Annotated in this window: 13 protein-coding genes; 3 read left to right on the forward strand and 10 right to left on the reverse strand. The window is 68.9% G+C overall.

The window, feature by feature from the left end:
* The first annotated feature begins 123 nt into the window (after nt 1-123).
* Nucleotides 124-1,563: a hypothetical protein gene (locus IF09_RS0109375; RefSeq protein ID WP_158709939.1), complete on the forward strand. Its 1,440-nt coding sequence runs from the start codon at nt 124-126 to the stop codon at nt 1,561-1,563.
* 46 nt (nt 1,564-1,609) lie between these two features.
* Here IF09_RS0109375 and IF09_RS0109380 read toward each other — a convergent pair whose 3' ends face one another.
* The 8 genes from IF09_RS0109380 to IF09_RS0109415 form a co-directional block, all read right to left on the reverse strand.
* Nucleotides 1,610-3,769 carry a DEAD/DEAH box helicase gene (locus IF09_RS0109380; RefSeq protein ID WP_030293893.1) on the reverse strand — a complete coding sequence of 720 codons (2,160 nt, stop codon included), beginning with the start codon at nt 3,767-3,769 and terminating at the stop codon, nt 1,610-1,612.
* Nucleotides 3,769-5,103 carry a BREX system ATP-binding protein BrxD gene (brxD, locus tag IF09_RS0109385; protein ID WP_030293895.1) on the reverse strand — a complete coding sequence of 445 codons (1,335 nt, stop codon included), beginning with the start codon at nt 5,101-5,103 and terminating at the stop codon, nt 3,769-3,771. Before brxD ends, IF09_RS0109380 begins: the two co-directional genes overlap by 1 nt.
* 38 nt (nt 5,104-5,141) lie before the next feature.
* The gene (locus IF09_RS0109390) at nt 5,142-6,890 is read right to left on the reverse strand and encodes an AIPR family protein (RefSeq protein ID WP_051832291.1); all 1,749 of its coding nucleotides are present in this window, start codon (nt 6,888-6,890) and stop codon (nt 5,142-5,144) included.
* 40 nt (nt 6,891-6,930) lie between these two features.
* Complete coding sequence (gene pglZ / locus IF09_RS0109395) at nt 6,931-9,849, reverse strand: BREX-2 system phosphatase PglZ (protein WP_030293899.1); 2,919 nt, start codon at nt 9,847-9,849, stop codon at nt 6,931-6,933.
* Nucleotides 9,846-13,748, reverse strand: coding sequence for a BREX-2 system ATPase PglY (gene pglY, locus IF09_RS0109400; protein WP_030293901.1), 3,903 nt, complete (start codon nt 13,746-13,748; stop codon nt 9,846-9,848). Before pglY ends, pglZ begins: the two co-directional genes overlap by 4 nt.
* 125 nt (nt 13,749-13,873) lie before the next feature.
* Nucleotides 13,874-15,745, reverse strand: coding sequence for a DUF2075 domain-containing protein (locus tag IF09_RS0109405; RefSeq protein WP_030293903.1), 1,872 nt, complete (start codon nt 15,743-15,745; stop codon nt 13,874-13,876).
* Nucleotides 15,746-15,931: 186 nt separating this feature from the next.
* Entirely contained in the window at nt 15,932-16,159 is a 228-nt protein-coding gene (locus IF09_RS0109410) for a hypothetical protein (RefSeq protein ID WP_030293905.1), read from the reverse strand.
* Nucleotides 16,156-16,482, reverse strand: a complete 327-nt coding sequence (locus tag IF09_RS0109415; RefSeq protein WP_030293907.1) for a hypothetical protein — start codon at nt 16,480-16,482, stop codon at nt 16,156-16,158. The genes IF09_RS0109410 and IF09_RS0109415 overlap by 4 nt, the downstream gene beginning before the upstream one ends.
* Before the next feature lie 198 nt (nt 16,483-16,680).
* Between IF09_RS0109415 and IF09_RS0109420 the strand changes: the two genes are divergently transcribed.
* The gene (locus IF09_RS0109420) at nt 16,681-17,523 is read left to right on the forward strand and encodes a helix-turn-helix domain-containing protein (RefSeq protein WP_030293908.1); all 843 of its coding nucleotides are present in this window, start codon (nt 16,681-16,683) and stop codon (nt 17,521-17,523) included.
* The gene (locus tag IF09_RS0109425) at nt 17,505-17,714 is read left to right on the forward strand and encodes a DUF397 domain-containing protein (RefSeq protein ID WP_030293910.1); all 210 of its coding nucleotides are present in this window, start codon (nt 17,505-17,507) and stop codon (nt 17,712-17,714) included. Before IF09_RS0109420 ends, IF09_RS0109425 begins: the two co-directional genes overlap by 19 nt.
* Nucleotides 17,715-17,776: 62 nt before the next feature.
* Here IF09_RS0109425 and pglX read toward each other — a convergent pair whose 3' ends face one another.
* Nucleotides 17,777-21,388, reverse strand: a complete 3,612-nt coding sequence (gene pglX / locus IF09_RS0109430; protein ID WP_030293912.1) for a BREX-2 system adenine-specific DNA-methyltransferase PglX — start codon at nt 21,386-21,388, stop codon at nt 17,777-17,779.
* Nucleotides 21,385-26,052, reverse strand: coding sequence for a BREX system serine/threonine kinase PglW (pglW, locus tag IF09_RS0109435; RefSeq protein WP_030293914.1), 4,668 nt, complete (start codon nt 26,050-26,052; stop codon nt 21,385-21,387). Before pglW ends, pglX begins: the two co-directional genes overlap by 4 nt.
* Between the last annotated feature and the right edge of the window lie 365 nt (nt 26,053-26,417).

The raw sequence follows: 26,417 nt of genomic DNA on the forward strand, positions 1-26,417 counted from the left end.
CCGGCGCCCCGACCCGCGGCGCCAACCGCCCGTCGCTGCGCGAGGGCGGCTCTGACCGATGAGCGGGCGACGTCCCTGCGGGACAAGGAACAAGGAGAAGAGGGAAATGGATGACGGCCTTCATTGAGCGGACCGAAGCAGCAGAATGACGGCATGGTAGCGATCATCAAGTGTCGGGACTACGAGCTCGACGACCTCAGGTGGCTCGAGGAGCTGCATCAGGCTCGGCGCCTTGAGTGGGAGTGGACGGTTACCCGCCCGCTGGAGTTCTGGCCCAAGGGGCGGCATCTTTTGCTGATCGCTTCCGCAGACAGGTACGGACAGTTCTGTATCACCCACGTGGGCAAGTCGAGGCGGGGCAAGCGGGCAGCGGACAAGGAACAGCAGCTCCGCATCACCCAAGTGCGGCCGCTTCGCCGCCCACTTGCACTGACCGAGCTCTTGGACGCAGTTCCCGGCAACTTGCAGCGACACTTGGTGGAGGAGGGACAGCAGACCAAGGGAACCGGTGAGGCGCTGCGCGCAATGCTGCTTCGGCTGCGACCCGAGCTGCGAGAGGTCGTCGACCTGATCGAAGGTTCCACAGAGCCCTGGAATTTCGGTTCCTCGGCAGCAGGACAGGCCATTTCTCTGCAGCGTGACGCGACGATCGGCGCCACCCGCATGGCAGGCTTCAAAGCACAGACCCTGGCCGAGTGGGACCCACCGGCCGAGGAACTGTACGACGACTCGGTGCCGTTGCAGTTCCTCGACCTGGTGCCCGCGGTTCGTGGGTCGGGCAGGCCCTTAGATGCCCCTGACGAGTCTGCCTCGCTCGCCTTCGAGGAAGAGCCACTGCATACGCATCCGGCTCTGGAAGACCACCTGGTGGCCCACGATGCCGAAGGCATGCTCGGCTGGCTGACCGAACGCACCAGCCACGTCGCATGGCGCAAATTTCATGAGCATGGCCGCACCCTCCTGGTGGCCAATGCGAACAGGACCCCGGTGGAGAGCCTCCTCGGTTGCGACATCATCTTCTACAACGTCGCCCGCCAGAGCATGGTGCTGATCCAGTACAAGAAGCTTGACGCGGAACGAGGAGGCTTCTACTACCCGAACAGCGACCGAAACCTCCAGAAGGAGCTGAACCGCATGGCGAGCCTGGATCGCTATGCGGAGCTGAACCGCGGCGTCGGTAACGAGCAGCGGCTTGACCCCAGCCCCAGTTGGATCAAGCTGTGCCACCCACGTTCCTTGCTGCCCCACACCTCGGAAATGATCCACGGCATGTACTTCTCCAGGCGCCAGTTCGAATCCCTGAGGCGCGACGCACGTCTGAAGGACGGCAGGGGTGGCGCCGTCCGCTTCGGCTACAAGAATGTGCCGGGATACCTGGACAACACGCTGTTCACCCGGCTTGTCGAGACGGGGCAGATCGGAACGACAGGAACGAGCACTGACCTGGTCCGTCAGCAGGTCATTCGGAGTTTCCGGGGCGAGCGCAGCCACGTGCTCGCTGCCCTGCATGGCGACGAACCGCCCCAGGCCCAGCGCAACGCTCAACGTCGTGAGGAGCGCTGAGGCCCCACCTGTCCATGCCGGGCGGCGCGCTCTGGCGGGTTGGGGGTCACATAGTGAAGAACCGTACCGGTTCTGCCAGGGCGGCACGTGCTCCGTCGAAGTCGGCCAGCCTGGCGGCGACGGTCGCTGTCGCGAGCCGGGGCGGCAGAGCGGCGGAAAACTTCAATCCGTGAACAGCTCGCTGGTCAACGTCCGGAATCACCAGCGTCGAACCGGGTCCGGCGGCCTTTCGGGCGGTGCGCCACATGTCCGGCGTCAGATCCTCTCGCAGTCGGACGTAGCAGTCGGTCGGCCTTTGTACCGGGTCGGTGATCGACGGTAGCGTCGCCCCCAGTGTGGCATTGGCGCGATAGCCGGCCCAGGTCCACCAGCGGACGTCGTCGCCCCGTCGTGCCACGATTGTCCCACCGGGGTGGACGAAGTGAGGTGCCTCCTCCTCGCGCCACTCCCGCAAGCACGCATCCGCTCTCCCGGTGCGGGAGACCAGTGGATCGGCGCCAAGCAATACCTCGCGCATGGCGCGGGTGAGTGAGTAGGACAAGCCGGTGAGCATGCCGCTCGACCACTTGGCGATGCCTCCCCCGTCGACGGGCTCCACGAAGGCCCGCTTGCGGCCCCAGTCGATAAAGGTCACCTGCCAGCTGCGACCGGCGAGCAGCAGGCGGCGGGGCTCAGGTCGCTCCTCGGTCAGCACGGTGGGATCCATCTGTCCGATCTCTGTGCGCCCGGACAGAACGGTGAACTGCGGGGGAGCGGTGAACGAGGCGGTCAGCTCGATGAAATGACGCCGCCCGAAACGACGTTCTGCCTCGGGGCCGATGAACATCAGGCCGCCATCGGAGTCCAGGAACCCCTCGTCCACGAGGTGTCGCAGGATGGGAGCTGCCGAACGGTCGAACGGGGCCAGCCCGTTCCATTGGTCCGGCCACACCTGATCGCCCAGCTTGTGCTGCTGCAGCGTGGCGGCGAGGAGCTGTTGCGCGACGAGGTGCCGCGGCTCGGGCGGCGCGACGACCGGTTCGACCCAGCCTCGGCCCCAGAGCAGGAGCAAACCCGCGGCTTGTAGTAGGGCCTCCTTGCGCGTGGCCAGGAACAGACAGTTGCGGGTGGACCCTGCCCTGCGTCCGGTACGGCCGACGCGCTGGAGAAAGGACGCGACCGTGCCCGGGCAGTCGATCTGGATGACTCGGTCCAGGTCGCCGACGTCGATGCCCAATTCCAAGGTCGACGTGGAGACGATGACGCAGTCGCGGGCCTCGGCGAACGCCTGTTCCGACCTGGCCCGCTCGTCCGCTGAGAGCGAGGCGTGCGACAGGAACACCGTGACCTCACGCGCCCGCAGCGCCGCGCCGAGCTCCTCCACCTGGCGCCTGGAATCGCAGAACACCAGACGCTTCTCGCCCTTGTGCAGCGCCGCGATGACCTTGGCGGCGTTGGCGAGGGACCCCACGTAGTCGAGTTCGATGTCTCCGGGCGGCGGGTCGTCGGTCTCCGTGGATCCCGGGAGACCGGCAGGCTTCGGCCCCCCCGGGTGGAGTTCGGGCACGATGACCTGACCGGGGCGTCGTCCCGCCCCCGAGCCTTGCAGCCAGGAGAGCAGCTGCTGGGGATTTCCGACGGTTGCCGAGAGTCCGATCCGCTGGATCGGACGTCCTGCCACCCGCTCGAGACGCTCAAGCACTGCCAGCAGGTGCCAGCCCCGATCGTCGCCGGCGAAGGCGTGTACCTCGTCTACGATGACGGACCTGATGCCGCCCAGGAGGTGGGCGTGATCCGTCTTTACACCGATCAGCATTGCTTCGAGCGATTCCGGCGTGGTCAGCAGGACGTCGGGCAGATCGGTCCGGATTCGCCGTCGTTGCGATTCCCTGGTGTCCCCGTGCCAGAGGGACGCGGTGCGCCCGAGCCATTGGGCGTACGAGTCCACGCGGGCGACGAGGTTGTTGAGCAGTGCTTTGAGCGGGCAGAGGTACAGGACTGAAGTCCCCGTCCAGCCTTGGGCCGACATCGCCGAGAGGATCGGCAGACAGGCGGCCTCGGTCTTCCCTCCGGCCGTCGGGGCGAGGAGGATCACATCCTCGCCGTCCATCACGGGATGGATCGCGGCCCGTTGCAGCGGACGCAGGTCCGGCCAGCCAAGCGTGTTGACCACGTGATGGAGGATAACGGGGTCGAGCCGGTCGACGGGGTCCGCGGAGGAGCCCATCACAGGTCCAGATCGATGTCTGCGGCTGTCGGGGTGCCGGCCAGATTCCGTTCCACGTCCGTGAGTTCCTCGTTCGTCACTGTCAGCCGATAGTGCCGGCGAGGGTCGAAGTCCTCGAACTGGTCGATCCGGTCCAGGACATCGCCAACAAGCTTCTTGAGGAAGAGTCGCGGTGCAACTCCGGTTCTCCCGCTGAGTGCCCCGCCCACGGCTCTGGCCAGGTCGGAGATGTACGCGTCGTCGGCCAGAGCCTTGATCCGGTCGGGGGCGGTGGCGCCGGCCGCGTACAGGCTGCGGATGTTCACCCCGAGGTCCGTCAGTGACTCCTGGGTGAAGCCGCTCAGCCGTACCTGGACGGCCCGGGGGTTGTCGAAGCGAGGGTCCGTCGTAAAGTCGGTGGCCAGTCGCTGGGCCAGCGGCGCGAGCCGCTGCACGCCCTGCTGGCCATCGTAGAAGGCGGGCGTTCCCGTGATGACCAGGTACAGGCCGGGAAACCGTCCCGAGTGGATCTCGTCGATGAGTTGGCGCAGCGCATTGAGTGCCTTGTCCCGGGCGTCGGACCGTACCCGCTGGAGGGTTTCCACCTCGTCCAACACGACGAACAGCCCCCGGTGCCCGGAGTCCCGTAGGACGGTCAGCAGGCCCTGTAGGAAGCCCAGGGCCCCGAAGTGGTCAAGATCCCCGCGGACGCCGGCGGACCGACGGGCAGCGGAGGCCACGTGGGGCTGCCCCCCGAGCCAGGCGAGGACGGCCGCTGCCGTCGCTTCGTCGCCCTCGGCGAGCGCAGTCCGGTATCCGCGCAGCGCCGTGGCGAACGAGGGGGCATGCCGGGACACCTCGCTGAGCCGGGCAGCGAGCAGCAGTTCCACCTCACCGCTCAGCTCGTCCTCGCTCGCCCCGGCGGCCAGGGCGTCCTCTTCCAGCGCGTAGAACCAGGCGTCCACCACCGGCCGGAGTGCACTGGGCGGAAAGCTCGTTGTGGTGAGCCGCTCGGTGAGACGCCGGTATACGGTCTCCAGCTTGTGCAGCGGGGTTTCCGTCTCCGAGATCTGGATCTCCGCCACGGCGAAGTTGCGCTGCTTGGCGCGCTCACCGAGCCAGCGGGTGAAGAAGGTCTTGCCGGACCCGTACTCGCCCCGGACGGCCTTGAACACCGAGGCACCGGAGGCGACCGCGTCGAGTTCCGCGTCGAGCGCGGACTCGAAGCGGTCCAGCCCGGTGGCGAGCAGGTCCAGACCGCTCTCGGGGACGGCGCCGCGACGCAGTGCGTCGATGGCGGTGCGCCGCCGGGCGGCGGAGACGGCGGAGGTGCGGGGAACGGTCACGGTCCCCATTGTTCCATTCGCGGTCGCACGCCCTTCGTGCCCGGGAATCACCGCTGGCGCAGGGCTCCGTAGCCGAGGTTGGACGTCAGATACGTGACGAAGTCACCGCTCTTCGCGGTCTTGTCCGGCCCCCACTTCTTCTCCTTCTGGAAGGTCTCGAACTGCTCCTTGAGCGCCTGCCACAGGGCTTCGAGGCGGGCAGGGCTCGGGAAGACGCCCTCACGGGCGGCGTTGCCGAGCGAGTCCGGCCTGCTGAACACCTTGCCCAGCAGGTCGATGGCGCCGAGCATCGCCAGGTGGAAGTGGAGGTTGGTGTATTCCGAGCGCGAGATCGGCTCGGACCTCGACTGGAGGAAGTCGTCGACGTGACGCTGGGCCCGGGCGAGCCACAGGTAGACCGGGAGTTCGGTCTTGTCGGAAAAGACCCGTCCGTAGTCGGAGTCGGACTTCAGCAGGCTGGAGGGGCGGGCACGGGCGTAGTCGGGCCGCCCCAGTGCCATGGCCATCACCGACTGTGCCAGGAGCGGGATGCTGACGATGCGGTCGGCAGGCTTCCCCTGGTTCCGGTAGAAGTTCTTGCGGCGGTCGTAGAACCAGTCGTGTTCGAGGAAGTACGACTCGATCTGCCGCTGGATGTCGTCGGTGGCCCGGAGCGAGGCGACCGGCACGGTGGTCTGCCGGTTGGTGGCACGGATCACCGCGTCGCGGGCGGCCTGGTCCGCGGTGACGAGGATGCGTACCTGGACGAGGCGGTCGAACACGGGGTCGGAGGGATCGGCGACGTATCTCTCGCGCAGCGTCTCGTGAAGGGTGTACGAGGTCTGGAGGCCGTTCACGATCTGCACGTCGGAGAGGCTGAGCCGCTTGCCGACCGAGGTCGCCTGCGAACAGACGATGGTGATGCCGTTGTTGAGCCACCAAAACTCGGGGGCCTCTGGATTCTGGAGGGACGCCGTGATCTCACGGTTGACCTCCACGTCGCCCTGGTAGTCACGGACGTTCCAGTCGAAGATGTGGGACTTGATCATCCCGGTCTCGTCGCTCAGGAACTCTATGTACTCGCCCAGGGCGACCAGCGCGACGTGGCTGGTGCCGTGGGTGATGCTTTCCCGGTAGGGGAGCTCCAGGGTGTACGAGGGCAGGGTGCTGGCGCGCTTCCACAGCTCAGCGGGTCCCAGGAACTCGACCTCGCCGGTGGAGATGGCGAAGGCGTTGGTGAACTGGGCCTCCAGGATCTTGGCCTTCGCCAGCACCTTCGGATGTACCTGGTCCGCTTCACCGCGGGTCACGTACGAGAACTTGATCAGGACGGTCGGGTGGCGGGTGAGCAGCCGTGACAGCGCCCTCCTGAACAGGGCGAAGCGGGCGAGCAGGTCGTCGTCGTACAGCACGCTGACGGCGGACTCGTCGACCTCCATGTCCAGAAGGTTCGAGCAGGTGGACGCCACCTTGTCGAGGGCCACCTCGGAGAAGGCGGGGCTGGTCTTGGCCTGGACGAGCCAGAGCGTGAGCTGCGTCTTTGCGTCGATGCTCGCGACCGAGGAATGCAGCTGGAAGATCTCGCTGTCCTCGTGCAGGAGCCGGCCACCGAGGAAGACGTACGCGCCGTCGATGCCGCCGTCGTCGGCGCCACCGATCACACCGGCCTCGATCTCCTCCTCCGAGAGCCCGAACCCGTGCAGGGCGTGCGCGCACGCGAACCGTTCGAAGGTGGCATCGAAGGAGAGCGGAACGGAGCGGGCGCTGCGCTGTTCCTCGACCATCTGGTTGATCAGTACGCGATCGTTGGCGCTCATGGCTCCTGGCTCATTCCGTGCGGTACATGGCGAAAGGAATTCAGCCTAGATCGAATTGGATGCGGAGCAAGGGGATATCCAGCCGAACGGTCCGGCCGTCGGGCAGCGTCTCCAGGACCTGGACCCCGTCGTAGTTGAGGAGCTGACGCAGCGTCGCGGCGAAGCCGTCCGCGCGGGTCGCCGGGTAGCCGACTCGCTGGGCGAGCGCTGTGACCGGCAGGGTCCCACCCGATTCGAGCAGGACCCGGACGGCGCGGTCTACCTTGTCCATCGGGGGCTTGCGGGCGAGCAGCCCGATCTGGCCCTGGAACGCCTCGGCTGCGAAGAGGGCTGCCACGAGGGCGTCGTCCGGGTCCACCACGGCCGGGGTCAGCAGGGCCGTCGCGTCCTCGCCCGCCGGTACGACCGCGACGTCGAACAGGGCGTCGTGGGTGTCGGCCAGACGTGCCTGAGAGGGTGTGGCCCTGTGCTGCTTCGGCCGCTTCGGTGGAGTAGCCGCCGCGGGCGCGGTTGCGAGGGCAGGGCGCGAGGACTGCTCGTCGAGGAGCCACCATGGCGGCCGTTGCTCACCCAGTTCCCGCCATGCCGGGAGCGGATCCGCTCCGAACGGCAGGAAGGCGAGCACCGGGATGGTGAACTCGGCGAGGGACGCTCCGCCGTGATAGCCGGCCTTGCGGGCCGTGTACCGGGAATCGGCGTCCCACAGAGCGACGATGGAGGCGCCCGGCTCCGGCGCGACTACCCGAGGCCCGCGGAGCAGGACCTCGGCCGGTCCCGCGGGCCCGTCCGAGGTGGCCCGGTGGCGGGCGGACAACGGGGTCGCCGTCTCGGCCTTCGCGCCGTGCCGGTCGACCACATGCCCGTGGTCGCTGGTGATGAGGACGGCCATGCCCTGTCCGGCGGCGATGCGCAACAGGTCGAGGAGGGCGGGGATGTGGTCAGCCCGCCAGGCGCCGTCCCCCAGCTTCCGTTCCTTGGCGAGCCGGTCGTCGATGGCGTTCAGGACGACGGCCACATGGGTGCGACCGTCCATGAGAGCCTCGGTGAGCGCCGGGCCGAAGGTGTTTCCGGCGCTGTCGGCCCGCAGGTCGTCCTTGTGGAACACCGCTGCTGGTGATCCGCCCCACAGTGGCAACTCGGGAAAGAGCTGCGCCTCGTCCTTCTGCGTGCCCTCCATCAGCCTGCCTGCGAACAATGAGGTACGGGAGACCGAGGTCAGGGTCGGGAGTGCGGCGGCCATCGCCCGGCGACGGGGTACGCCCTCGCCCATCGGGTCGTATTCCGCCCAAGAGGCGCGTAGCTCCTCCCCCAGTTCGGTGGCGATGGCTGCGCTCATCCCGTCGAGTACGAGCAGCAGGACGCGTCGCTTTGCCGGACCGCGGACGATCGGCTTGACCACTCGGTCGAGGAAGGTCTCGACGGTCAGCATCGTGCCAGGATCCGTACCCGCGGCCGTCCACGTCGCCAGGGCACCCGCGAAGTGCTCGTCGATCTCGTGCCGCCGTGCGCGGACGCGGATGACGAGCCGGTCGTACGCGGCCTTCAGCGTCGGGTCCGGGTCTCCGCCGGCTTCGATGTGTTCGAGTGCCCGGTCCACCCACCCGGTGCCGGTGAGATGCCGCTCTATGGCGTGGGCCACCGTGAGCGCTTCGACAGGCGGTTCGCCGGTCAGCCAGCGGACGAGCCGCCGGGCCATACGGGTGCGCTCGATCCGGGCTCCCGTGTCCGGCCCGGCCGCCCGCTGGTGGGCGGCGAGCGTGCGGATCGCCGAGGAGAGTGCTTCGTCCGGCTCCCCGGACGACAGGGCCTGTCCTACGGAGGTGAACCGGGCAGCCAGGCCTGCGGGCAGTACGGGGCTTGCCTGCGCGGCTGCCTCCGCACCGAATTGGCGCACCAGCGACGAGGCACGGTCCAGGACCGTGTCAGAGACCCGGCGGGCCTCACGGGCGCCCTCCGAGGCGTCCGCACCACTGGCGGCGGCCGCCACCAGCAGCCCGCACACATACTCCTCCGATGCCCGCCCGAAGGCGGCGGCCAGGGCGTCGAACTGCTCACCTTCCGCCGGTGAGCGCTCTCCGAACCACCGCTCCGCACGACCTCGTGCGGTGTACACGGATGCGTCCGGTTCGGCATGGCACCACAGGGCCGCGCAGACCAGGCCGAAGGCCACGGCCTCTGCTCCGTGGTCGGCCTCGACCAGCGCGAGCAGGGCCCGTCCCGCGAGCCCGGCCTGTTCTTCCTCGCCGAGGAACTCGGCGAGCCCGGAGCGCTCCGGGCCGCGCAGTTCCAGCAGCCGTTCGGGGCCGCCGGGGATCAGGGACCAGCCGAGCAGGCTGGGCGGGTCCAGCCGCTCGGCGGCTGCCGACCGCTCCTGGCCCTCCGCGTCGTCGTCTTCCGCGTACGGGGGCAGCCGCAGCCGCCGCCGCGCCAGTGCGGCCAACGCCGTCTGGCGGGACAGCACCACACCGGGCACCCTGGGCCAGCCACCCTTCGGCGGAGCGGCGTCCAGCAGCGCCTCGGCGGCCCAGTTGGAGTCCTTGAGCCGGGGGTCGACCTGCCGTGTGCCGAACGCGTCCCGGACGAGCTCCCAGCTGTCCAGGGTGTCGATGCGCTGCTTGTGGGCGCGGGCCAGGATGGCCGGGTCGAGTTCGTTCTGCTCGCGGTCGGTGAGGACGACGAGAACGGACGGGCCCTGCGTCCGGCCCTTCGGCGTCAGATGGGCGAGGAGCAGCTCGTGAACTGCGAGAGGGGAGGGCGCCGCCACGATGCGGGCCGATTCCCCGTCTCCCCAGACCGGTTCGGACGGCCCGTCCCACAGGGGTGCCGATCGCAGCAGCACAGCACGCCGCCTTCCGACGCCCCTCAGGGCGTCGGCCAGGGAACCCTGGGCGGACAGGTACTGCGTGATCGTCGAAAGGTTCAGCCGGACCGCGATCCCGCTCGAGGTCGCCGTACTCATGCCTCGACGACCCGCCAGGTGATCTCGACCGTGGCGCCCGGCTCCTTGGCCGCGAGCTCGGCCAGTTCGGCCTGGAGCTCGGCGACGGCCTTGGCCACGGTGGTGCGGCGGCCACCGGAGCGCCGGATCTTCCCCGTCAGGCCCGTGGAGGTGGTGGTGGGCCCGTCGACGGGGACCTTGGGGTGACGGCTCGGCGTGTCCAGCGGTACGTCCTGCGGACGAGGCGCCGGGGGTGCGGGCGGCGCCGGCGGGGTGGGCGTCGCCCGGTTCCGCTTGACCAGGGCCAGCACCTCGCGCTGCGTCCGGTCCAGGGCGTCCCTCAGGTCGTTCGTCCGCTGGTCGCTGCGGGCGGCATTGCGCAGTGACTCCAGCAGCGCGTCTCCTTCGGGGCCTTCGGAGGAGGCCAGGTCGAGGGTGGTCCACGGCGCGGTGTCCAAGGCCTGCGCCACGGCTCGTGCCTGCTTGACCGAGGTCCCGAACCGGTCCGCGCCGACCGGGCCGAAGTCGAAGGTGGCCAGTGCCTCGACGGTCTTCTTCGCCGCGGCGCCGCCCTGGCCGGCGGGCTGCGTGATTGCGTCCAGGAGGGCGACGGCGCGTCGCGCGATGGCGAGGCGGCCCGTCTCCACGGTCTCGTCGAGCCGGAGGAAGGCGGCGTGCCGCTCCAGCTGCGTGACCAGCTCGGCAGCGGATTCCCGGTGGGAGCGGGCCAGTTCCGCGATCCGGCGGGCGAGCTGGTTGACCATCCTGCCCCGGCGCAGCGTCGGTGCGGGCTCACCGAAGACGGTCTGGAAGCGCTGGCGGGCCTCTTCCCAGTGCTCCTCGGAGGGCAGCGGCTGGCTGCGCAGGACGTCCTGGTCCTTGATCTCGTGGAGCGCGGGCGCGGGGTCGAGCGGGGTGCCGCCCCGTACCCACACCCGGTCGTCCATCTCGGCGAAGGACGCGACCACGAGCCGGGAGAGGAAGACCGGCAGGCCACGCGGCGCCGGCCGGTCGGTCCAGTCGGTGAGGGTGATGAGGCTGAGGTCGCCGGTCACGCCCTCCTCGCGGGCGAGCCGGCGGAAGTGGTCCGCCCAGAAGTGGGACAGCTCGAAGTACGCCTCCTTCTGCTGGCCGAGCCGCAGCGGACCGGCGACCTTGCGCATCAGGTTCCGGTCGGCGGCCGGCACCTCGGTGCGCCCGTCCCGGGCCTCCGCGGCGGCGCGGACGTGGCCGAAGACCTTCTTGGCGTCGGTCGGCTTGACGACGGTCTGGTTGCCGTCCGCGTCCAGGTCGGGGTGGTCCGGGAACTGCGAGGCGAGCAGCTTGCCCGCAACGTGCCGGATCCCGTCGTGGAGGGACTGGCCGAAGGACAGGGTGAGCCCTTCGACCTCGCGCAGCGACACCAGGTGGTCGTCGAAGCCCAGTTGCACGTCGGTTGGCTTCTTGTCGGCGAGTCCGTACGCCTGCTTGAAGGCGGCCCTGGCCCTCGCCAGCAGGGCCTCCCGCTGGGTCTCCAGGAGGCCCTTGGCCCGCGCCCGGTTGTCGGCGCTCAGGTGTCCCGCGTACTGGCCGTCGAACCGCTGGTCGTCGGCGAGGGCCTTGTCGATGACGACGAGGCGGCGGAAGTCAGTGAACCGCTGGCTGGCGAGGTGGGTGGGCAGCCAGGCGACCGTACGGGACGGTTCCCCCTGCTTCTCCCGGAGGCGCTGCATCCGGTGGACGTCGTCGATGGGGCCGTGTTCGGTCTGGTCGTTGAAGGGGAGGTCGATCACGATGCGCCAGCGGCCGTCCAGCTGGGGCATCAGGTCGTGGTCGGGCAGCTCATCCTCGTCGGCGACATTGCCGAAGGTCACCTCGACGGCCCGGTCGGTGCCCCGCCACACGAAGTCCAGCTCGGCGATGATCGGACCGTGCTCGATGCCCAGTTCCTCGGCCAGGAGCCGCTTGGCGAGGGCCTGCCGGTTGCCGGGGTTGTCGTTGACGTTGGCGTTGGCGATGACCGAGTCCACGTCGACGCCCGAGAGTTCGAGCCGGACACCCGGATTGGCCTCCGTGCCGGTCTTCTTGATCTCGGGGAAGCGGGCAGCCCAGTCCTCCACCTTGTTGCTCAAGATGCCGTACTCACGGCCGGGGATCGGGGCGACCACCGAGCCGTAGTTGAGGGCCGACAGACGTCGGATCGTCAGGTCCGCCAGGGCCGGCACGCTCGGGGCGAGCGCCGACAGCAGCAGGGTCCCGATGATCCGGTTGTCGCCCCGGAACCGCTCGATCCGGGCCCGCAGTTCCTGGTCGGTGATGCTGTCGGGGCGGTTGACGTACTGCTCGATGTCCTCCTCCGACACGTTGTGGGTGAGGAGGAGGTAGGGGCGCAGTTTGGTCCGGTACAGCTTGTCCGCGGCCTCGAAGACCACCTTCAGGCTGTCGGTGAACGGCTTGTCGCCGCCCGCCGTGATCAGCGGGTAGAGGTCGCCGACCGGGATCAGGTCGCCCAGGCGCAGTTCGCCCCGGTGGTCGGCGAGCAGCTGCCCCATGAGCTTCATGCCGGTCCGGTTGCGCTGGAGCGCGGAGGAGACGTGGACGAGGGTGTCCATGAAGGCAGGCGAGAAGGGGTAGGTCAGGCGGAAGGAGTCCTCGTCCGCGCCGACGCCGTCCGCGCCCCGGTCGGAGCCGAGGAGGGTGTCCCACACCTCCTGGCGGACCTTGCGGGTCTTGTCGAACTCGGCCTTCACCAGGGCCGCGGCTTCCGCGTCCTTCGGGGTCAGCAGACGGGCGTGCGCCACCTGCGGAAGGTTCCGGTCCTCCAGCGTGATCTTGTCGAACCGGCCGGAGGCGAGGTTCAGCGTGTCCTGGATGGATGCCTCCGCCGCCCCCGACACCTCCTCGCCGACCAGCTCGCGCAGGTCACGCTGGCGGGCGATGAAGGAGACCACAGGGATCGCGCGGCGCTCGTCGCCGCCCTCCACGAAGTTTGTGATCTTCCCGGCCTCGCGGGCCACGAACTTCTGGTCGTGGATCAGTGTGGCCAGCCACAGGATCAGCTCGTCCATGAAGAGGATCAGCCCGTCGTACCCGAGCGACTTGGCGTGCTCGGCCAGTACGGACAGGCCGACGTCGAGCGAGATGAAGCCGTGCTCGTCCTCGGCGGCGTTCTGGGCGAAGCCCGGAAGGAGGTTCGTGCTCGCGTCCTGCACCAGCCGGGCCCGCAGCTCGGCAGGGGTGGAGGGGCTCACCAGGTTGAGGGCCCGGCCCGCCTCGTGGACCTCCTCGGCGGCGAGCGCCGTGTCGAGCAGCGACGGAGTCCAGGTGAAGGACTCGCCCCACTCGTCGTCATCGTCGGAGCTCCCGTCTGCCGGGTCCAGAGAGCCGAGACCGTTGATCACGGCCTCGTCGCCCATCCGCGCGCGCATGGCCCGGATGTCCGTGAAGAGGGCGTCGGTCCGGTACACCTGCGGGGTCGGCGCCTCGGGGTGCAGCTTCTTGAGGTGCGTGACGTACCCGCCGAGTACGCGCTGCTCCAGGGCCTTGGCACCGAGCATGTGGTACGGCACGAGCAGGAACCGCTTGCCGTCCGTGCCGAGCCACTCGTGCTTGGTCAGCACCGGGTCCAGGTCGTCGCGGGAGCGGGCCGCCGGACTGCCGCTGAGCAGCGCGTGGAGCACCGCCATGAAGTGCGACTTACCGGAACCGAACGAACCGTGGAGGTAGGCCGCCTTGGAGGTGTGGCCGTCGAGCGCCGCCCTGATCAGACCGAGGGCCTCGTCGAAGTTCTCCAGCAGCCGCTCCGTGACCACGTAGTCCCGCAGCGCCCGCTCCGCACCTTCGGGGGTCGTCGCCTCCGAGAGCCGCAGGACGAAGTCCGAGGTGGAGATGGACTCCTTGATGTCGATGACATCGCGGAGCAGGGGCGGCTGCTGGGCCATGGGCGGTCTCACTCTCCGGCGGGCGCGTGCAGAGGCTGGGCTGGTCCGATCGTATGGTGTGGCTCTGACAAGCGATGACCGTATTTCGCCCCTGCCGTACCACGCGAGAGCATCCGCCGTACTTGTTACGCAGGCGGAATGAGGGAGCGCAGCTTCTCCCGGGTCTCGGGATCGGTCGAGTAGACGACGGTGCCCACCATGCCCCGGGTCAGCAGCACCTTGTAGGTGTTGCGGACGAGGCGGTCGATGTCGTCGTCGTGAATGGCCTTGGTGAAGGCCGGATCCTTCGAAGCCGTGCGGTCCACCACCCAGCGGTCGGTACGCCACACCAGGTCCGGCCCCATGATCACGCCTGACCAGTCGTACTCGAAGCCCTGCGCGGTGTACACGCAGCCCACTTGGCCGAAACCGGCCGGATCGGTGGCCCAGAGGGATGACGGCGGGGCACCGAGCCGTGCTCGGTCGCCGGCCAGGTTCCAGGGCCGCGCCCAGTCGCCGATGGAGACGTCGGCGGGGAGTTCAGACATGTCCAGGGTGATGTCGGTCGTCCACTTCCAGCAGTATCCGGCCGCCATCCGCGCACCGTAGTCGTCCTGTTCCCGACGGGCGGTGAGGAATGCCTCCATCTCCTGCGGGCTGTCGGCGGCCCGCAGCTCCACCTTGCCGTCCGGCTCCCAGTCGATTGGACCGTCGCCCTCCAGGCCCAGCAGGGCGGCGACCCACTTCACGTACGCGTCGCTGCCGCCGCAGCGGAACTGGCTGTCCAGCTCCACCACCGTGCAGTCGAGGCCCTGCTCGGCGGCGGCCCGTTCGATCTCCTCCTTCGTTCCCATCTCGCCGGGTCGCACCACCTGGTGCTGGTCCAGCAGGAACACCGGCACCCGGGCCGCGTCGATCAGTTCCGCCACCTGCGGGCGGCCGGTGCGCAGAGCAGCCTTGGTGTACCGGTCCGCGGAGGTCTTGCGCAGGCGGTGGGCCTCGTCGCAGATCAGGACGTCGAGATCGTTCGGCTCGGCGTCCATGAAGCTGTTGAAGTACTTGAACAGCTTCTGCACCTCGGGCTTGCGGAAGCCGGCGACCTTGCGCATCGTCTTGGTGAACGACGCCGAGCCGGTCGCGTGCAGGGCGGGCACCCCGCGGCGGTACAGCTCGCCGAGGACGGACAGGGCGATCACGCTCTTGCCCGAACCCGGTCCGCCGGTCACCACGATCACCTGCTTGTGGTTGCCTCGCTTCGCCTTGCGGACCGCGGACAGCACCAGTTCGTAGGCGACCCGCTGCTCGTCGAGCAGCACGAACTGCTCACGGTCGCGGATCTCGGCCGCGGCGACCTTCATCAGCTGCTTCGAGGGCCGCACCTTGCCCTGGAGCAGCAGGTCGGCCGCGGGGGCACCGGACTTCGGCGCGAGCCGCGAGCGGAGGAAGTCGAGGAACGCGCCGCGCTGGTCCCCGGTGTACATGCGGCCCCGGACGTCCTCCGGGGTGCTGCGCAGCGAACCGACGCCGAACTCGGTCGCGTTGTGCAGGAACGCCACTCCGGCCAGGGACTGCGGGATCCGCTCCAGCGCCCCGTTGAAGGAGACGAGGTACTCGCAGTAGCCGCGGACCTGCTCGATCGGGTTGAGCACCGGGCGCTTGCCGTACGCCGGAACGGTGCACAGCAGCGGCTCGTCTTCCAGCGAGTGGGCCTCGCTCCACTGCTTGAGCTCCACGACCACGTACGAGGGCTCGCCGGTCCGGGGGTGTACGCCGGCCAGCAGGGCGTCGGCGCGCTTGCTGGTCAGCGGCAGGGTGTACTCGATCAGCACCTCGACATCGCCGAGCCCGGCGTCGAGCAGGGCGTTCGTGAGGGCGGGGAGGCTCCGTTCCCAGGACCGGATCTCGGAATCTGCGGGCCGACGGCCGTGCGCGTGCACGAAGTTCTCGGTCAGGTGCAGCGCCAGCGACCCTTCGAGGATGCGGGCGGCCACGGATGCCGCGGACTCACGGAACAGCAAGAAATGCCCCCAGGCAGCACGAAGTGACTCGTGCGGGTGGGGGCATGTCCTCCAGAGGTCCGCGCATGCGGAACGGAAGCCCGGCGGGCCGCTGAGATGATCCCGATCATTCTAGGACAGCGTGTGGATCACGCAGAAGGGTTGGGGCGGATCTCAGTCAGGTGGGGAGGTGGTCTGTGGCGCGGCTCAGAGCCGTTGCCTGCTCCGGGCGTTCACTGCTCGCAGGTGCGCGAGCAGTTCCTCGGCCGGCCCGAGGGGTCGGACGGCGGCCGGGTCGGCGTCCCAGTACCTGCCGCCGTTGATCGGGCAGAGCCGGAGGTGTGGTCCCTCGTGGCCCATGACGACTCCGATCCGGTCGAGGGCGGTGTCCCGGACGGTGTCCCCGACGGCCGGGACATGCCGCCCGTCCGTCACCGGGTGAGCCCCTTCGTGATGACCTCGGCGAGGGAGTGCGCCACCGGGGCGGAGACGACCCCGAGGTGGACGAGCGCGTAGCGGGTCTCGGCGGGGCGGGCGGACGTGTGGTCCGGTCCGTGGCCGTCGTTGTCGTCGTCATCCGGCCATGGGGTACGGACGTCCATGGCTGGGATTTGGATGCCGGCCCGGGTGAGGGCGGTGGCGAGCGCGTCGCGGGCGGCCAGGGCCTCCTTGATCTTGGCGGTGGGTGGTCGCGGGGTGGACCTGGAGGTGGTGCCGTTGCCGTCGTCGTGCGGGGGCGGCTGAAGCGTCGAGGTCATGGTGGCGCCCTCTCTTTGTGGGGGGTTTCGGCTGGTTCCCTCACCCGGAGACGCGTGGCTGGATTACCGTGCGTAGTCCGGGCGCTACGAGCATGAGTCCGGACGGGGCCGCCCACGCTGTGGGAGGCGGAGTGCTTCCCCGCCCCACGGCGCCGGTTCCACACCTTCCACACCGTCTTCGTCCCGGAGGGGCGCGCCATGCCGCAGCGACGAGTGATCACCGGCCGCAGCCAGGAGCCGCGCCAGCGGTTCGCGGAGGAACTGCGGACCCTCCGGACGGGCAGCGGAGCGAGCCTGCGGCAGCTCGGCGAACGTCTGGGCTGGGACTGGTCCTTGTTCGGCAAGATGGAGAAGGGCGAGACGTTAGGCGGTCCCGAGGTCGTCCAGGCACTGGACCAGCACTACGGGACGCCTGGGCTGCTGCTCGCATTGTGGGAGCTGGCAGCGGGGGACCACACGCAGTTCCGTGAACGGTACCGGCGGTACATGGCGCTGGAGGCGGAGTCGGTGAGCCTGTGGCATTTCGCGGTAGGTGTGCCGCCTGGGCTGCTTCAGACGGCCGGATATGCGAGGGAGGTGCTGACAGCTGGTCGCCTGAAGGGCGACGAGATCGACACGCAGGTCAAGGCCCGGCTGAGTCGCCAAGATTTACTGGAGGGCGACGAGGCGCCACACTTCCGCTGCATCCTCTCCGAGACCGTGCTACGCACGCCCTTGCGCGATACGGGCGCATGGCGAGAGCAGTTGGCGCATCTGGCGAACATGTCTCAGCGTCCGAAGGTGGCACTCCAGGTGCTTCCGCACAGTGCGGGGCCGCACAGCCTCTCGCACACGGACGTAATGTTCCTGCGAATGCCGGACGGCCGTACCGTGGCCTACGTGGAGAGCGCTAGTCACGGCGAGCTCATCGAGACAGCTAGCCAAGTTGAGTACCTACAGCAAATGTACGATGCGGTACGCGACTTGGCCTTGTCCCCGGACGGGTCGCGGCAGTACATCCTGCGTGTGTTGGAGGAGGTTCCATGCGATCCATCGACCTGAGCACCGTTGAGTGGCGCAAGAGCAGCTACAGCAACTCAGACGGTGGCCAGTGCGTGGAAGTGAGTGACAGCCTTCCCGCTATCGTCCCTGTGCGGGACAGCAAGAACCCCAACGGCCCGGTGCTGATCTTCCCGGCCGGTGGCTGGTCCTCTTTCGTCGCGGCAGTCAAGGACGGGCTGCTGCTCGTGTGAAGGTAAGCCAGACGGCCCCGCGAAACGAATGGAGCGCGGGGCCGTCTGCGTGTTCGCGCAGGCTACTTCGTTGTCGCCACGCGCCCACGGGTGGCGGCGGCCGGGCGCCAGGCGCGGAGCTCGTCGTCAGTGAGGCCGTGCTTGCCCTGCTCCATCTGCCGGTCACTGCGGAAGAACGCGGCCGGGGAGGCGCCGAACGCGGAGTCGATCTCGTTGTGCCACTGGTCAAGCCAGGGCTGGAGTTCCAGCAGTCCCGCCAGGAACGGCGTGACCTCCTCGGAGGTCAACGCCTCGTGGGTGGCGATGTAGGTGTCCAGCGCGAACGCCTGCTCCCGGTGGTCCCAGCCGGCCCAGCCATAGAGGGTGGGGGTGGCCGCGTTGGTCTGCCCGTAAGAGATGAACCGCTCCTTGGGTACGTCCAGCTTTCCGCGAGCCCGCCAGTAGGAGGGGCGCAGGAAGTCGGCGGAGGTGTACTTCGGCGGTACCGGGATGCTGTCCCTGATCTTCCGCTTCGCCGGCTCGTCTTCGGTGGCGTCCTCCTGCCTCTGGAGGTCCCAGACGTGCTCCCAGTCCGCCCGCTTCTTCAACCCGGAGGGCTTGTAGCGCAGGGCGGAGAGGAACGGCACGTGCTCGTCGGCCATCAGCTCGGCGACGACGGCGGGCAGTTCCTTGCGGGGTGCGTAGATCTTGGCGACGGAGACGAAGTCCTCGTCGCGGGAGAGGTTGTCGGTGAGCCGGGAGAGCGTGACGAGGGTGGGCTGGTCGTTCTCGAACCAGTGCGCGCGGTCCTCGATCCGGTCGAGCAGCCAAGCCTTGAGGGCCTTGTCCTGAAGCGCGTCCCACCCTTCGGTGGCCCAGCGCCGCTTGTACTCGGGCCGCTCGATCATGCCGATGGCGCGGGACGACTCGATGGCGTCGATCCGCTTCTGGACGATCGCGCGGTAGGCAGCGGGCCAGTGGGCGGGGATCTCGGTGATGGGCGTGGATCCGTGCCGCTTGAACCACTCGTCGCTTGCTTTGCCCGCGGCAACGCGACGCGCGAGCACGATCTCGAAGGCGCGCTCACCGAGGGCGAGCTCGGGGATGTCTGGCGAGTCAGGGTCTTCGGAGACGCGCAGGTCCTCGGGGTGCAGGTTGTAGAGCGAGTAGACCTGCCAATCCAGCTCCTCTTGAAGCGCAATCATGCGAGAGCGGGTGGTGTTCCAAATATGGTGGGCTTCCCTGAGGGCCTGGGGTGTCGGAGTAAAACCGACTGTTAGGGCTGATGGGGTGGCTTTCGAGAATTTCTGAGCCAGAGTGTCTAGTGCAGTGGCGAAGATTGTAGGTTGCACGGCGGGCAAAGGGAATTCTTGAAGCTTGGTTCCTGTGAACTCGTAAAACTGTTCCCAGAGTTCGGTCTTGATGCCGGACTGATGGCCCTCGGTTCCCTTGCTGTGGCTTACCATCTTGAGCCAGACTCCAGCAGTAGAGCTGTTGAGCAAGCCCAGAAGGCGCAGATATGCTTCCTCTTTCGCCTCCTGGAGTTTAATTACCGGGGCGTGGCGATTGAATACAGTATCGCCGCGGCCGATCCAGAAGTGGTTGTGTGTCGCAACGAAAGGGAACGTAATCAATAGGTCTGATTCGAGCCTTCCGGTGTGGTGGTAGGCGTAGTTGGACCACGGTAGCCCTCGCTGCTCCTTGGTAGTAGAGAACATAAGACCGCTTCGCAGGATCTGGCGGCCAGGCCAGAGGGTTCGTTGTTCCAATGTGGCCCGCTCCGCTGCCGTTGCGGCAGAGGGGAAGATTGCCTCAGCGGTGCGGAGGCAATCCCAATCGCGTACCTGGTCGCCCGTGACGAAGATTCGACGTGGTACGGGGCGCTCCTGAATCCAGCTGGCTAGCGGGCGCGGGAGGACAAAATACTCGTCATCTCCGGTGATCGCGGCGAAGCCGATCGAATCGGATACCTCCGACAGTTTACCCGCGGAATCGAGATTGATTTGCTCAACCAGCTCAAGCCCGCCATCTGCAAGAATCCACGGTTGCTTTCCAAAATTACGTCTGCGTTCTAGGTCATTCACGGAAACCCACTGGCTTCGCGACCCAGGGTCATCGATCTGTCGAACAATTGCGGCCCAGACGAACCCGTCTTCCCCCGTTTCTGGTACGGCAGGCTCGCCTTGAACGCTTCGAACGGTGCGAATCGACTCGGAGCGGAGGTTTCCTCCGCGCCGCTTACCAATCAGGATGACCGTTGGTGTTCCGTGGCCTGGGATGTATGCCCCTGAGGTGTCGATGACTTCGGTTAGTTCAACCTCATGCCCAAAATATGTCTGGATGAGACGCGTACCGAACTCCCGCTTCATGAACGAGTTCGCCGTGATCTGGCCGACCATGCCGTAGCCGCGCCCGCTTTCGGCGTCGCCCACCATCGCCAACTCGAAGAACCGTTGCGCGAACGGCACCGACAGCGCGTACTTCCCGGAGCACGCGTCGTACAGCCCCCGATACAGCTCGTTGAGCTTCTTGTCCTTCACCGTGATGTACGGCGGGTTGCCGACCACCACGTGGTATCGACCCGGCAGGAGGATGTCCTTGTGCTCGTGGATGTCCTCCGTCTCGTACTTGAAGTCCGCCAGCTCGTCCGCGCCCTCTTCCTCCAACTCGTCAAACAGATTGCCCTGCTTGTGGCGGTGCTTGATGAGGGAGTCGCCCACCGCCAGGTGGATCGGCCACTCGTACTTCGCGGCCTGTGCCAGCGTCCGGACCCCGCTCGCTGCCATCGCGGCGACGAGCAGACGGAACCGCGCGATGGCCACCGCGAAGGGGTTCAGGTCGACGCCGTGGACCGAGTCCAGGGATGCCCGTACGCGCTCGTGCAGATCGCGGCCCGGCTGGCCGTTGGCCCACAGGCGGACCAAGCGCCGGAACGCGCCCAGGACGAAGTGACCCGACCCGCACGTCGGGTCGATCATCTTCAGTTCCGCGTAGCCGAACTCCCGGACCGCCGGGTCCATGGTCCGGTCGAGGATGAACTCCTCCACGAACTCCGGGGTCTGGAGCAGCGCGTACGTCTTCCGAGCTGCTTCGCTCAGGTCCTGGTACAGGTCGCCCAGGAAGCGGGTGTCCCAGCCCTCCGTGCCGTCTCCGTCCTCCTTCAGCGGGTCCGTGAAGTCGTGGACGAGCGCGCCCGACTCGTCTCGCGCGCGCCAGAAGTCGACCAGGTCCCGCGCTCCGTCGTGCGACAGGGGGATCTGGTACAGGGGGTTGTGCCGCTGGTCGAACAGGAGCCGGCCCGCTTGCCCCGCGCCCAGTTCCGCGAACGCCTGCTCCAGCCAGCCGCGGTACGTCGGGTCCTCGGAGTTGGCCTGGTACTCGTCGTACCGCGCCAGCGCCAGGTCGCGGCGGTCCGCCTCCGGGGCCGCCAGGTACGGCTCCGGGATCAGGCCGTTGTCCTCGGTGAAGCGGACGAAGACCGTGCCCAGTACCCAGGCCACCGCGACCTGGGTGATCCGCTCGTCCAGCCAGGAGTTCCAAGTGGCGGCCGTACGGCCCAGCTTGCGGGCGCGGTCGTACTCGGCCTTCAGCTTGGCGCCGACCTCCGTGACCGCCTTCACCTGCCGTCCGAGGTCCGCCTCGACCGCCTTGACCTGCCGCTTCAGGTCGTCCAACAGGGCCTTGCGGTCGATCACTTGGTGTCTCCCTCGGTTTCGTCAACAGCACCGGCCGCCCGGTGGGCGTTCTGCACCCACGAGTCCGGAAGTTCGATCCATTCGCCCAGCCCGGCCTGGTACGCCACCGCGACCGGACCGAGCCTCGGCTCCCGTGCCGGATCCGGCTGCGGCACCAGCAGCCACAACCCCCGTCCGCCCTGCCGGGCGGCCTCCGCCAGCCGGTCCAGGACGCCCATGGCGTCGTACCGGGCGAAGACGGCCGTGTCCGTGAGCAGCACCGGCCCCGTACCGGCCCCGGGGGACAGCAGCTCGCGTACCTGCGGTTCCACCGCGCCCCAGGCCGTCCGCGTGTACTCGGCGAACTTGAGCGCGCCCCGCGAACCGGGCTCGGCCACGTCCGCCTTCAGCAGGGTTTCCCACGTCGGCTTGGTGGCGGGCGGGACCAAGGCGTGCAGGGACTCCAGGAGGAGCTCGGTCACCGACACCGGCTGGGCGGATATCCGGTCGGCCGAGAGTTCCCGTACCGCATCGACCGTACGGGCGTGGTGCACGGTCAGGACCCGGTAGCCGTCCCGGCGGGCCGAGGCGAGCAGGCGTTCGTCCGCGCGGACCGCGCCCGCCAGCATCGGGTCGTCCGAGTAGCGGGTGACGGCGCCGACGTCGGTGGCCTGGCGCCAGGCGCCGCCAGTGAGGTAGCTGGAGGCGCTGTCCATGCGGGTGGGCAGGTAGCGCGGGGTCTTGGTGCCCTCACGGGTCGACAGGGTGAGGTCGAAGCCGGCGTCGCGCAGGGCCTTGGTCAGAGCGGGGCCGACGGGAAGTTCGTGCGTACCGGCGCCTTGGTCGTCCGGGACGAGCAGCTCCGGGAAGCGGGCCCGCACCCGCTCGTGGATGTCGGCGCCGGTCAGGCCGGGCTGGCGGTTCTCGGGCACGCCGGGGATCAACGGGACGAGACCGGCCTGGGTCAGCCGCAGGGCCCGGACGAGCGGCAGATCGCGCGGGTAGATCTCCAGGCGGGGGGTGGCGGCCGCGTTCGCCGAGGCGGCCGCGGCCAGTTCGACCAGGCGCCGCTCGTCCCACTCGATCAGGCCGGGCGGCAGGGTGAGCGCGCCCAGTTCGCCGATGACGGTCGTCGCGGTCGGCAGGGTCTCCAGGCGGGTGAGGCGGTCGGCGGTGCGGCCCAGCCGTGCCGCGTAGTCGAGGAGCCCGGGCGCGGACGGGGTGTTGGGAGCATCGCCCTCGCGGACGTCCAGCGCGAGCAGGCCCGCCGTCAGCGAGTCCTCGGCTGCCTTGCGGTTGGCCTGGTGCTGGAACTCGGCCTCGGCCGGTTCGAGTTGCTCCACCTCGACCACGGCCCGGACCGCCGCGAGCGCCAGCGCGCGCCGCTGGTCGCGGCCGGCCAGCTGGGTGCCGCGCCGGACGGCCAGGGCATCGGCGATCTCCGCGGCGGGCGCGACGCGGCCCAGCCCCGCGAGGAGGTCCATGATCTCCTCGCGCAAGGCCTGTACCGCCGGATGCTTCTTCCAGCGCTTGCGCTCCTCCTTCAGCATCTGCGGGATGCGGCCCGCCGAGAGCCCGAGGGCCTGCGCCACGTCTTTCTGCTTGGGCCAGGCGCCGATGTCGGGGAGTTCCCCGTGCTCATCCGGAAGGCGCAGGAGGAGCCGCACCATTTCGACCTTGTTGCTGTTGGAGCGGTTGTTGTTGAGTTCCGGCACGAGGATCGTGGCGAGGGCGTCGAGGCTGACTGCGCGCAGGGCGGTCCCGGTCAGTCCGCCGGCCCCCTCGGCCGTGGCCAGCGTGCCGAGGACGGCCGTTTCGGCCGCGGACAGCTGGGCCAGTTCTTCCCTGGCCTCGGCCCGGCCCTTGGGGGTGAGCGGGGAGAGCGGCGCCTCGCGCAGCAGCTTGCCCCACTGCCGCTGGCGGCGCTGCACCTCGGTACGGGTCTTCGTGCCGAGGCCGGGCTCGTTGGGGAGCTTGCTGCGGCTGTAGTCGAGGAGCCCGCCGACGGTCGTGATCCCGAGGCCGTACAGGAAGGACTCGGCGGCGGGGGTGAGGCCCGCGGCCGAGAGGTGGGTGTCCCGGGTGACCTGCGCGGCCAGCTGGTCGCGCTGTTCGTCGGCGGTGAGCGGTTCGGCGTCCGCGATGGAGGGACGGCGGGTCGTGTCCTCGGCGGATGCCGGTTCGATGGCCGGCTCGGGGTGGCGCGAGCGGTGGCTGGACGGCGGCGCCTGCGTCGCGTCGAGGAAGACCTTCCGCCAGGCGTCCCGCATCGGCTTCAGCTCGGGGAAGCGCTTGGCCGCGTCCCGGTGCAGGGCTTTGCGGAAGAAGGCCACCAGGCCGTCGCGGATCAGGGGCTCGAAGGCGTCCGCCGCCAGGTGCGGGTACGGGAAGTCCTTCGGTTCGGTCATCCGGGGCGGAACCGACCCGTCGCCCCACTTGGGCAGTTCGCCCGAAGCCATCTGGTGCAGGGTGACGGCGACGGCGTACCGCTCGGCGTGCGAGTCGTACGCGGTGCGGGTCAGCGTCCCGATGAACGGGTCGAGGTAGCCGTCCGTACCGGCGTCGTACTCCTTCGCCGGGTAGCCGGCCAGCGAGAAGTCGATCAGGACGAGTTCGCGGGTGCGGTTGGGGCGGATGCGGATGGCGATGTTGTCGGGCTTGATGTCGCGGTGCCAGACGCTCTCGCCCTCCAGGAAGTCGACCGCGCCGAAGAGGTAGTCGCCGTACGCCTCCAGCTGGTCCATCTTGAGCCGGCCGACTTCCCGGAGCTGGCGGGCGACCGTCTCCGCGCGGTGGCCGGTCCGGGTGCGGGTGGGTTCGCCGTCCTCAGTGCTCTCGTCGCGCTCGTCACCCACGTACTCCAGGGCCAGCACCGTACGCCCCGCGACGCGCAGCGGCTCCGGCTCGACGAGCCGGATCACCCGGGAGTCGGCGCGGAGCCGGCCCATCACCTCGGCCTCGCGGGCGAGTACCTCGCCGCGGCTGTCGGAGAGGGCCACCTTGAGCACGGCGAGCGGACGCGTCCGGCGGGCTTCGGCCTCCAGGTCGCGGACGAGGAAGGCCCGGCTGGTGGACCCCGTGCCGAGGCGTCGGCGGACCTCCCAGCGCCCGGCGACGACGTCGCCGGCCGCTGCCTCCAGCGGGTCCTTCTCCGGGGCCGCCGCTTCGGGCTCGCCCTCGGGAACGGTGGCCGGTGCGGTAAGGGTGTCCTCGACGAGCTCCAGCATCTCCAGGAACTCGTCCACGGAGGACAGCCGCCGGCCCGGCCGATAGGCGGTGGCCGCCTGCACGAGCTCGTCGATGTCCTCTGACAGGCCGTCGACCAGGGAGCTGGGGCGCAGGCCCTCGCCCGCCTCCAAGCGGGCCAGCAGCTCGGCCTGGCTCGCGGCCGGCGCCTTGCCCGTGACGAGCAGGTACGTGAGGACACCCAGGCCGTACACGTCCAGGTGGACCGGGTCGGCGTTGAGCGCGGTCAGCTCGGGGGCGAGGTACGGGTCGGAGCCCTCGGCGATGTGCACCGCGGACAGGGCCGTCGGCGCGAAGCGGGTCATGCCCGGTCCGGTGCCGCCACCCGAGCCGGAGCCGCGCTGGGTGGCGATCTGCCAGTCCGAGATCTCCAGGCGGGGGGTGAGCCAGGCAGCCTCTTCGCCGACGGTCTGGCCCTGAGCTCCCCGGTTGCGCGGGATGACGTGCACGGAACGGGCTGCGAGAGCCCGGTGGTGGATCCGGCTGGAGTGCGCGGAGCGCATGGTCTCGGCGAGCTGGCGGACGAGCGCCATGCGGCCGAGGATGTCGAGGCCCTTGCCGTACTGGAGGAGGTACTCCTCCAGGCGCAGGGTGTGCGGGTGGTAGTCGAAGATCAGCGCGGGGCCCGCAGAGTGCCCCGACGGGAAGTACTGCTTGAGCTGGACCACACCCGGGTGGCGGAAGCGCTGGAGCACGGCGGCCTCGCGGCGCGCGGCGTTCTCGACGGACCGGCGCAGGGAGGCGTCCGAGCCGCGCTCGCTCAGGTAGATGCGGACGCGGGCCAGCTCGGGCAGTTCGGTGTGCTCGGCCTGGTAGTCCGCCCAGGTCTCGCCCGAGTCGAAGGCGTTGCCGCGCAGCGTGTACGGACCGACCCGCTGGTCCGCCTCACTGCGCCGGATGCCCACCTGTTCCAGTGCGGACTTGATCTCCCGGGAGTCGATCGCGGTGATCCGGCGCCGCTCGTCGCGCGGGGGCGTCTTCAGCATGGTCATCAGTTCGGCGAGGGTGTGGACCCCGTTCTGGTCGTGCGCGGGGAGCCGGATGCGCAGTGAATCGTCTGTGAAGCAGACCGCTTCGCCGACCCACACGCGCTTTCCGTGCTGGCCGAGCAGTCCGGCCAGCTCCTTGGCCTTCCGGTTGACCAGGTGCAGGGGATTGCCGTGGGGCTCGCGGCGCCCGTTGGGCTTGGTCTGCACCCAGGTGCCGTTCTCACTGGTGAGCGAACCGCGCCAGTGCTTCAGCTCGATCATGCACACACCGGCGGGGGTGACGACGAGGAGGTCAACCTCGCGGACGTGACCGGTGTTCGCGGTGAAGGTGAAGTTCGACCAGGCCCGCCAGGGGTCGGAGTCCGGCAGCTGCTCGCGGACGGCCTCCAGAGCACGGCGCTCGTGGTCGTACTCGGACTCGGTGACCGTGGTCCACCGGCCTTCCCGCATCTGCTGTCCCCACCTCTGGCTTCACTGCCGGGCGTGCTGCCCGCTCCCGACCGTCCGCATCTCTTCCGACCAGGCCGCGGACCTGGTGAATCCTATCCGGGGGGACTGACCGTGCATGGGCTGTCGCGCGAAGACCGAGATGATCTGTTCACTGCGTCCACTCCTTTTGTGTCAAATCTGCAGAATCACGCTTTCTGTGATGCCGGTGGCTGTTCGGCGGTCGCAGCCGTTGAGCAAGGAATGCACATTAGAAGAAGGCGGGATGCTGGCGGACATCGGGCCTGACCTGCTCGTTCTCCGGAGATCGAGACCTATGGCACCTTCCCGATGACCCACCGCATGGAGTGCGTGGCGATCCTGGAGCC

It is taken from the genome of Streptomyces katrae, from assembly GCF_000717655.1.
In the GTDB taxonomy this organism is placed as follows: Bacteria; Actinomycetota; Actinomycetes; order Streptomycetales; family Streptomycetaceae; genus Streptomyces; species Streptomyces katrae_B.

What these genes read in the sequence shown, in the direction of transcription:
- IF09_RS0109380 (WP_030293893.1), bottom strand. Translation starts at nt 3,769, where the DNA reads ATGGGCTCCTCCGCGGACCCCGTCGACCGGCTCGACCCCGTTATCCTC.
- brxD (WP_030293895.1), bottom strand. Translation starts at nt 5,103, where the DNA reads ATGGGGACCGTGACCGTTCCCCGCACCTCCGCCGTCTCCGCCGCCCGG.
- IF09_RS0109390 (WP_051832291.1), bottom strand. Translation starts at nt 6,890, where the DNA reads ATGAGCGCCAACGATCGCGTACTGATCAACCAGATGGTCGAGGAACAG.
- pglZ (WP_030293899.1), bottom strand. Translation starts at nt 9,849, where the DNA reads ATGAGTACGGCGACCTCGAGCGGGATCGCGGTCCGGCTGAACCTTTCG.
- pglY (WP_030293901.1), bottom strand. Translation starts at nt 13,748, where the DNA reads ATGGCCCAGCAGCCGCCCCTGCTCCGCGATGTCATCGACATCAAGGAG.
- IF09_RS0109415 (WP_030293907.1), bottom strand. Translation starts at nt 16,482, where the DNA reads ATGACCTCGACGCTTCAGCCGCCCCCGCACGACGACGGCAACGGCACC.
- IF09_RS0109420 (WP_030293908.1), top strand. Translation starts at nt 16,681, where the DNA reads ATGCCGCAGCGACGAGTGATCACCGGCCGCAGCCAGGAGCCGCGCCAG.
- IF09_RS0109425 (WP_030293910.1), top strand. Translation starts at nt 17,505, where the DNA reads ATGCGATCCATCGACCTGAGCACCGTTGAGTGGCGCAAGAGCAGCTAC.
- pglW (WP_030293914.1), bottom strand. Translation starts at nt 26,052, where the DNA reads ATGCGGGAAGGCCGGTGGACCACGGTCACCGAGTCCGAGTACGACCAC.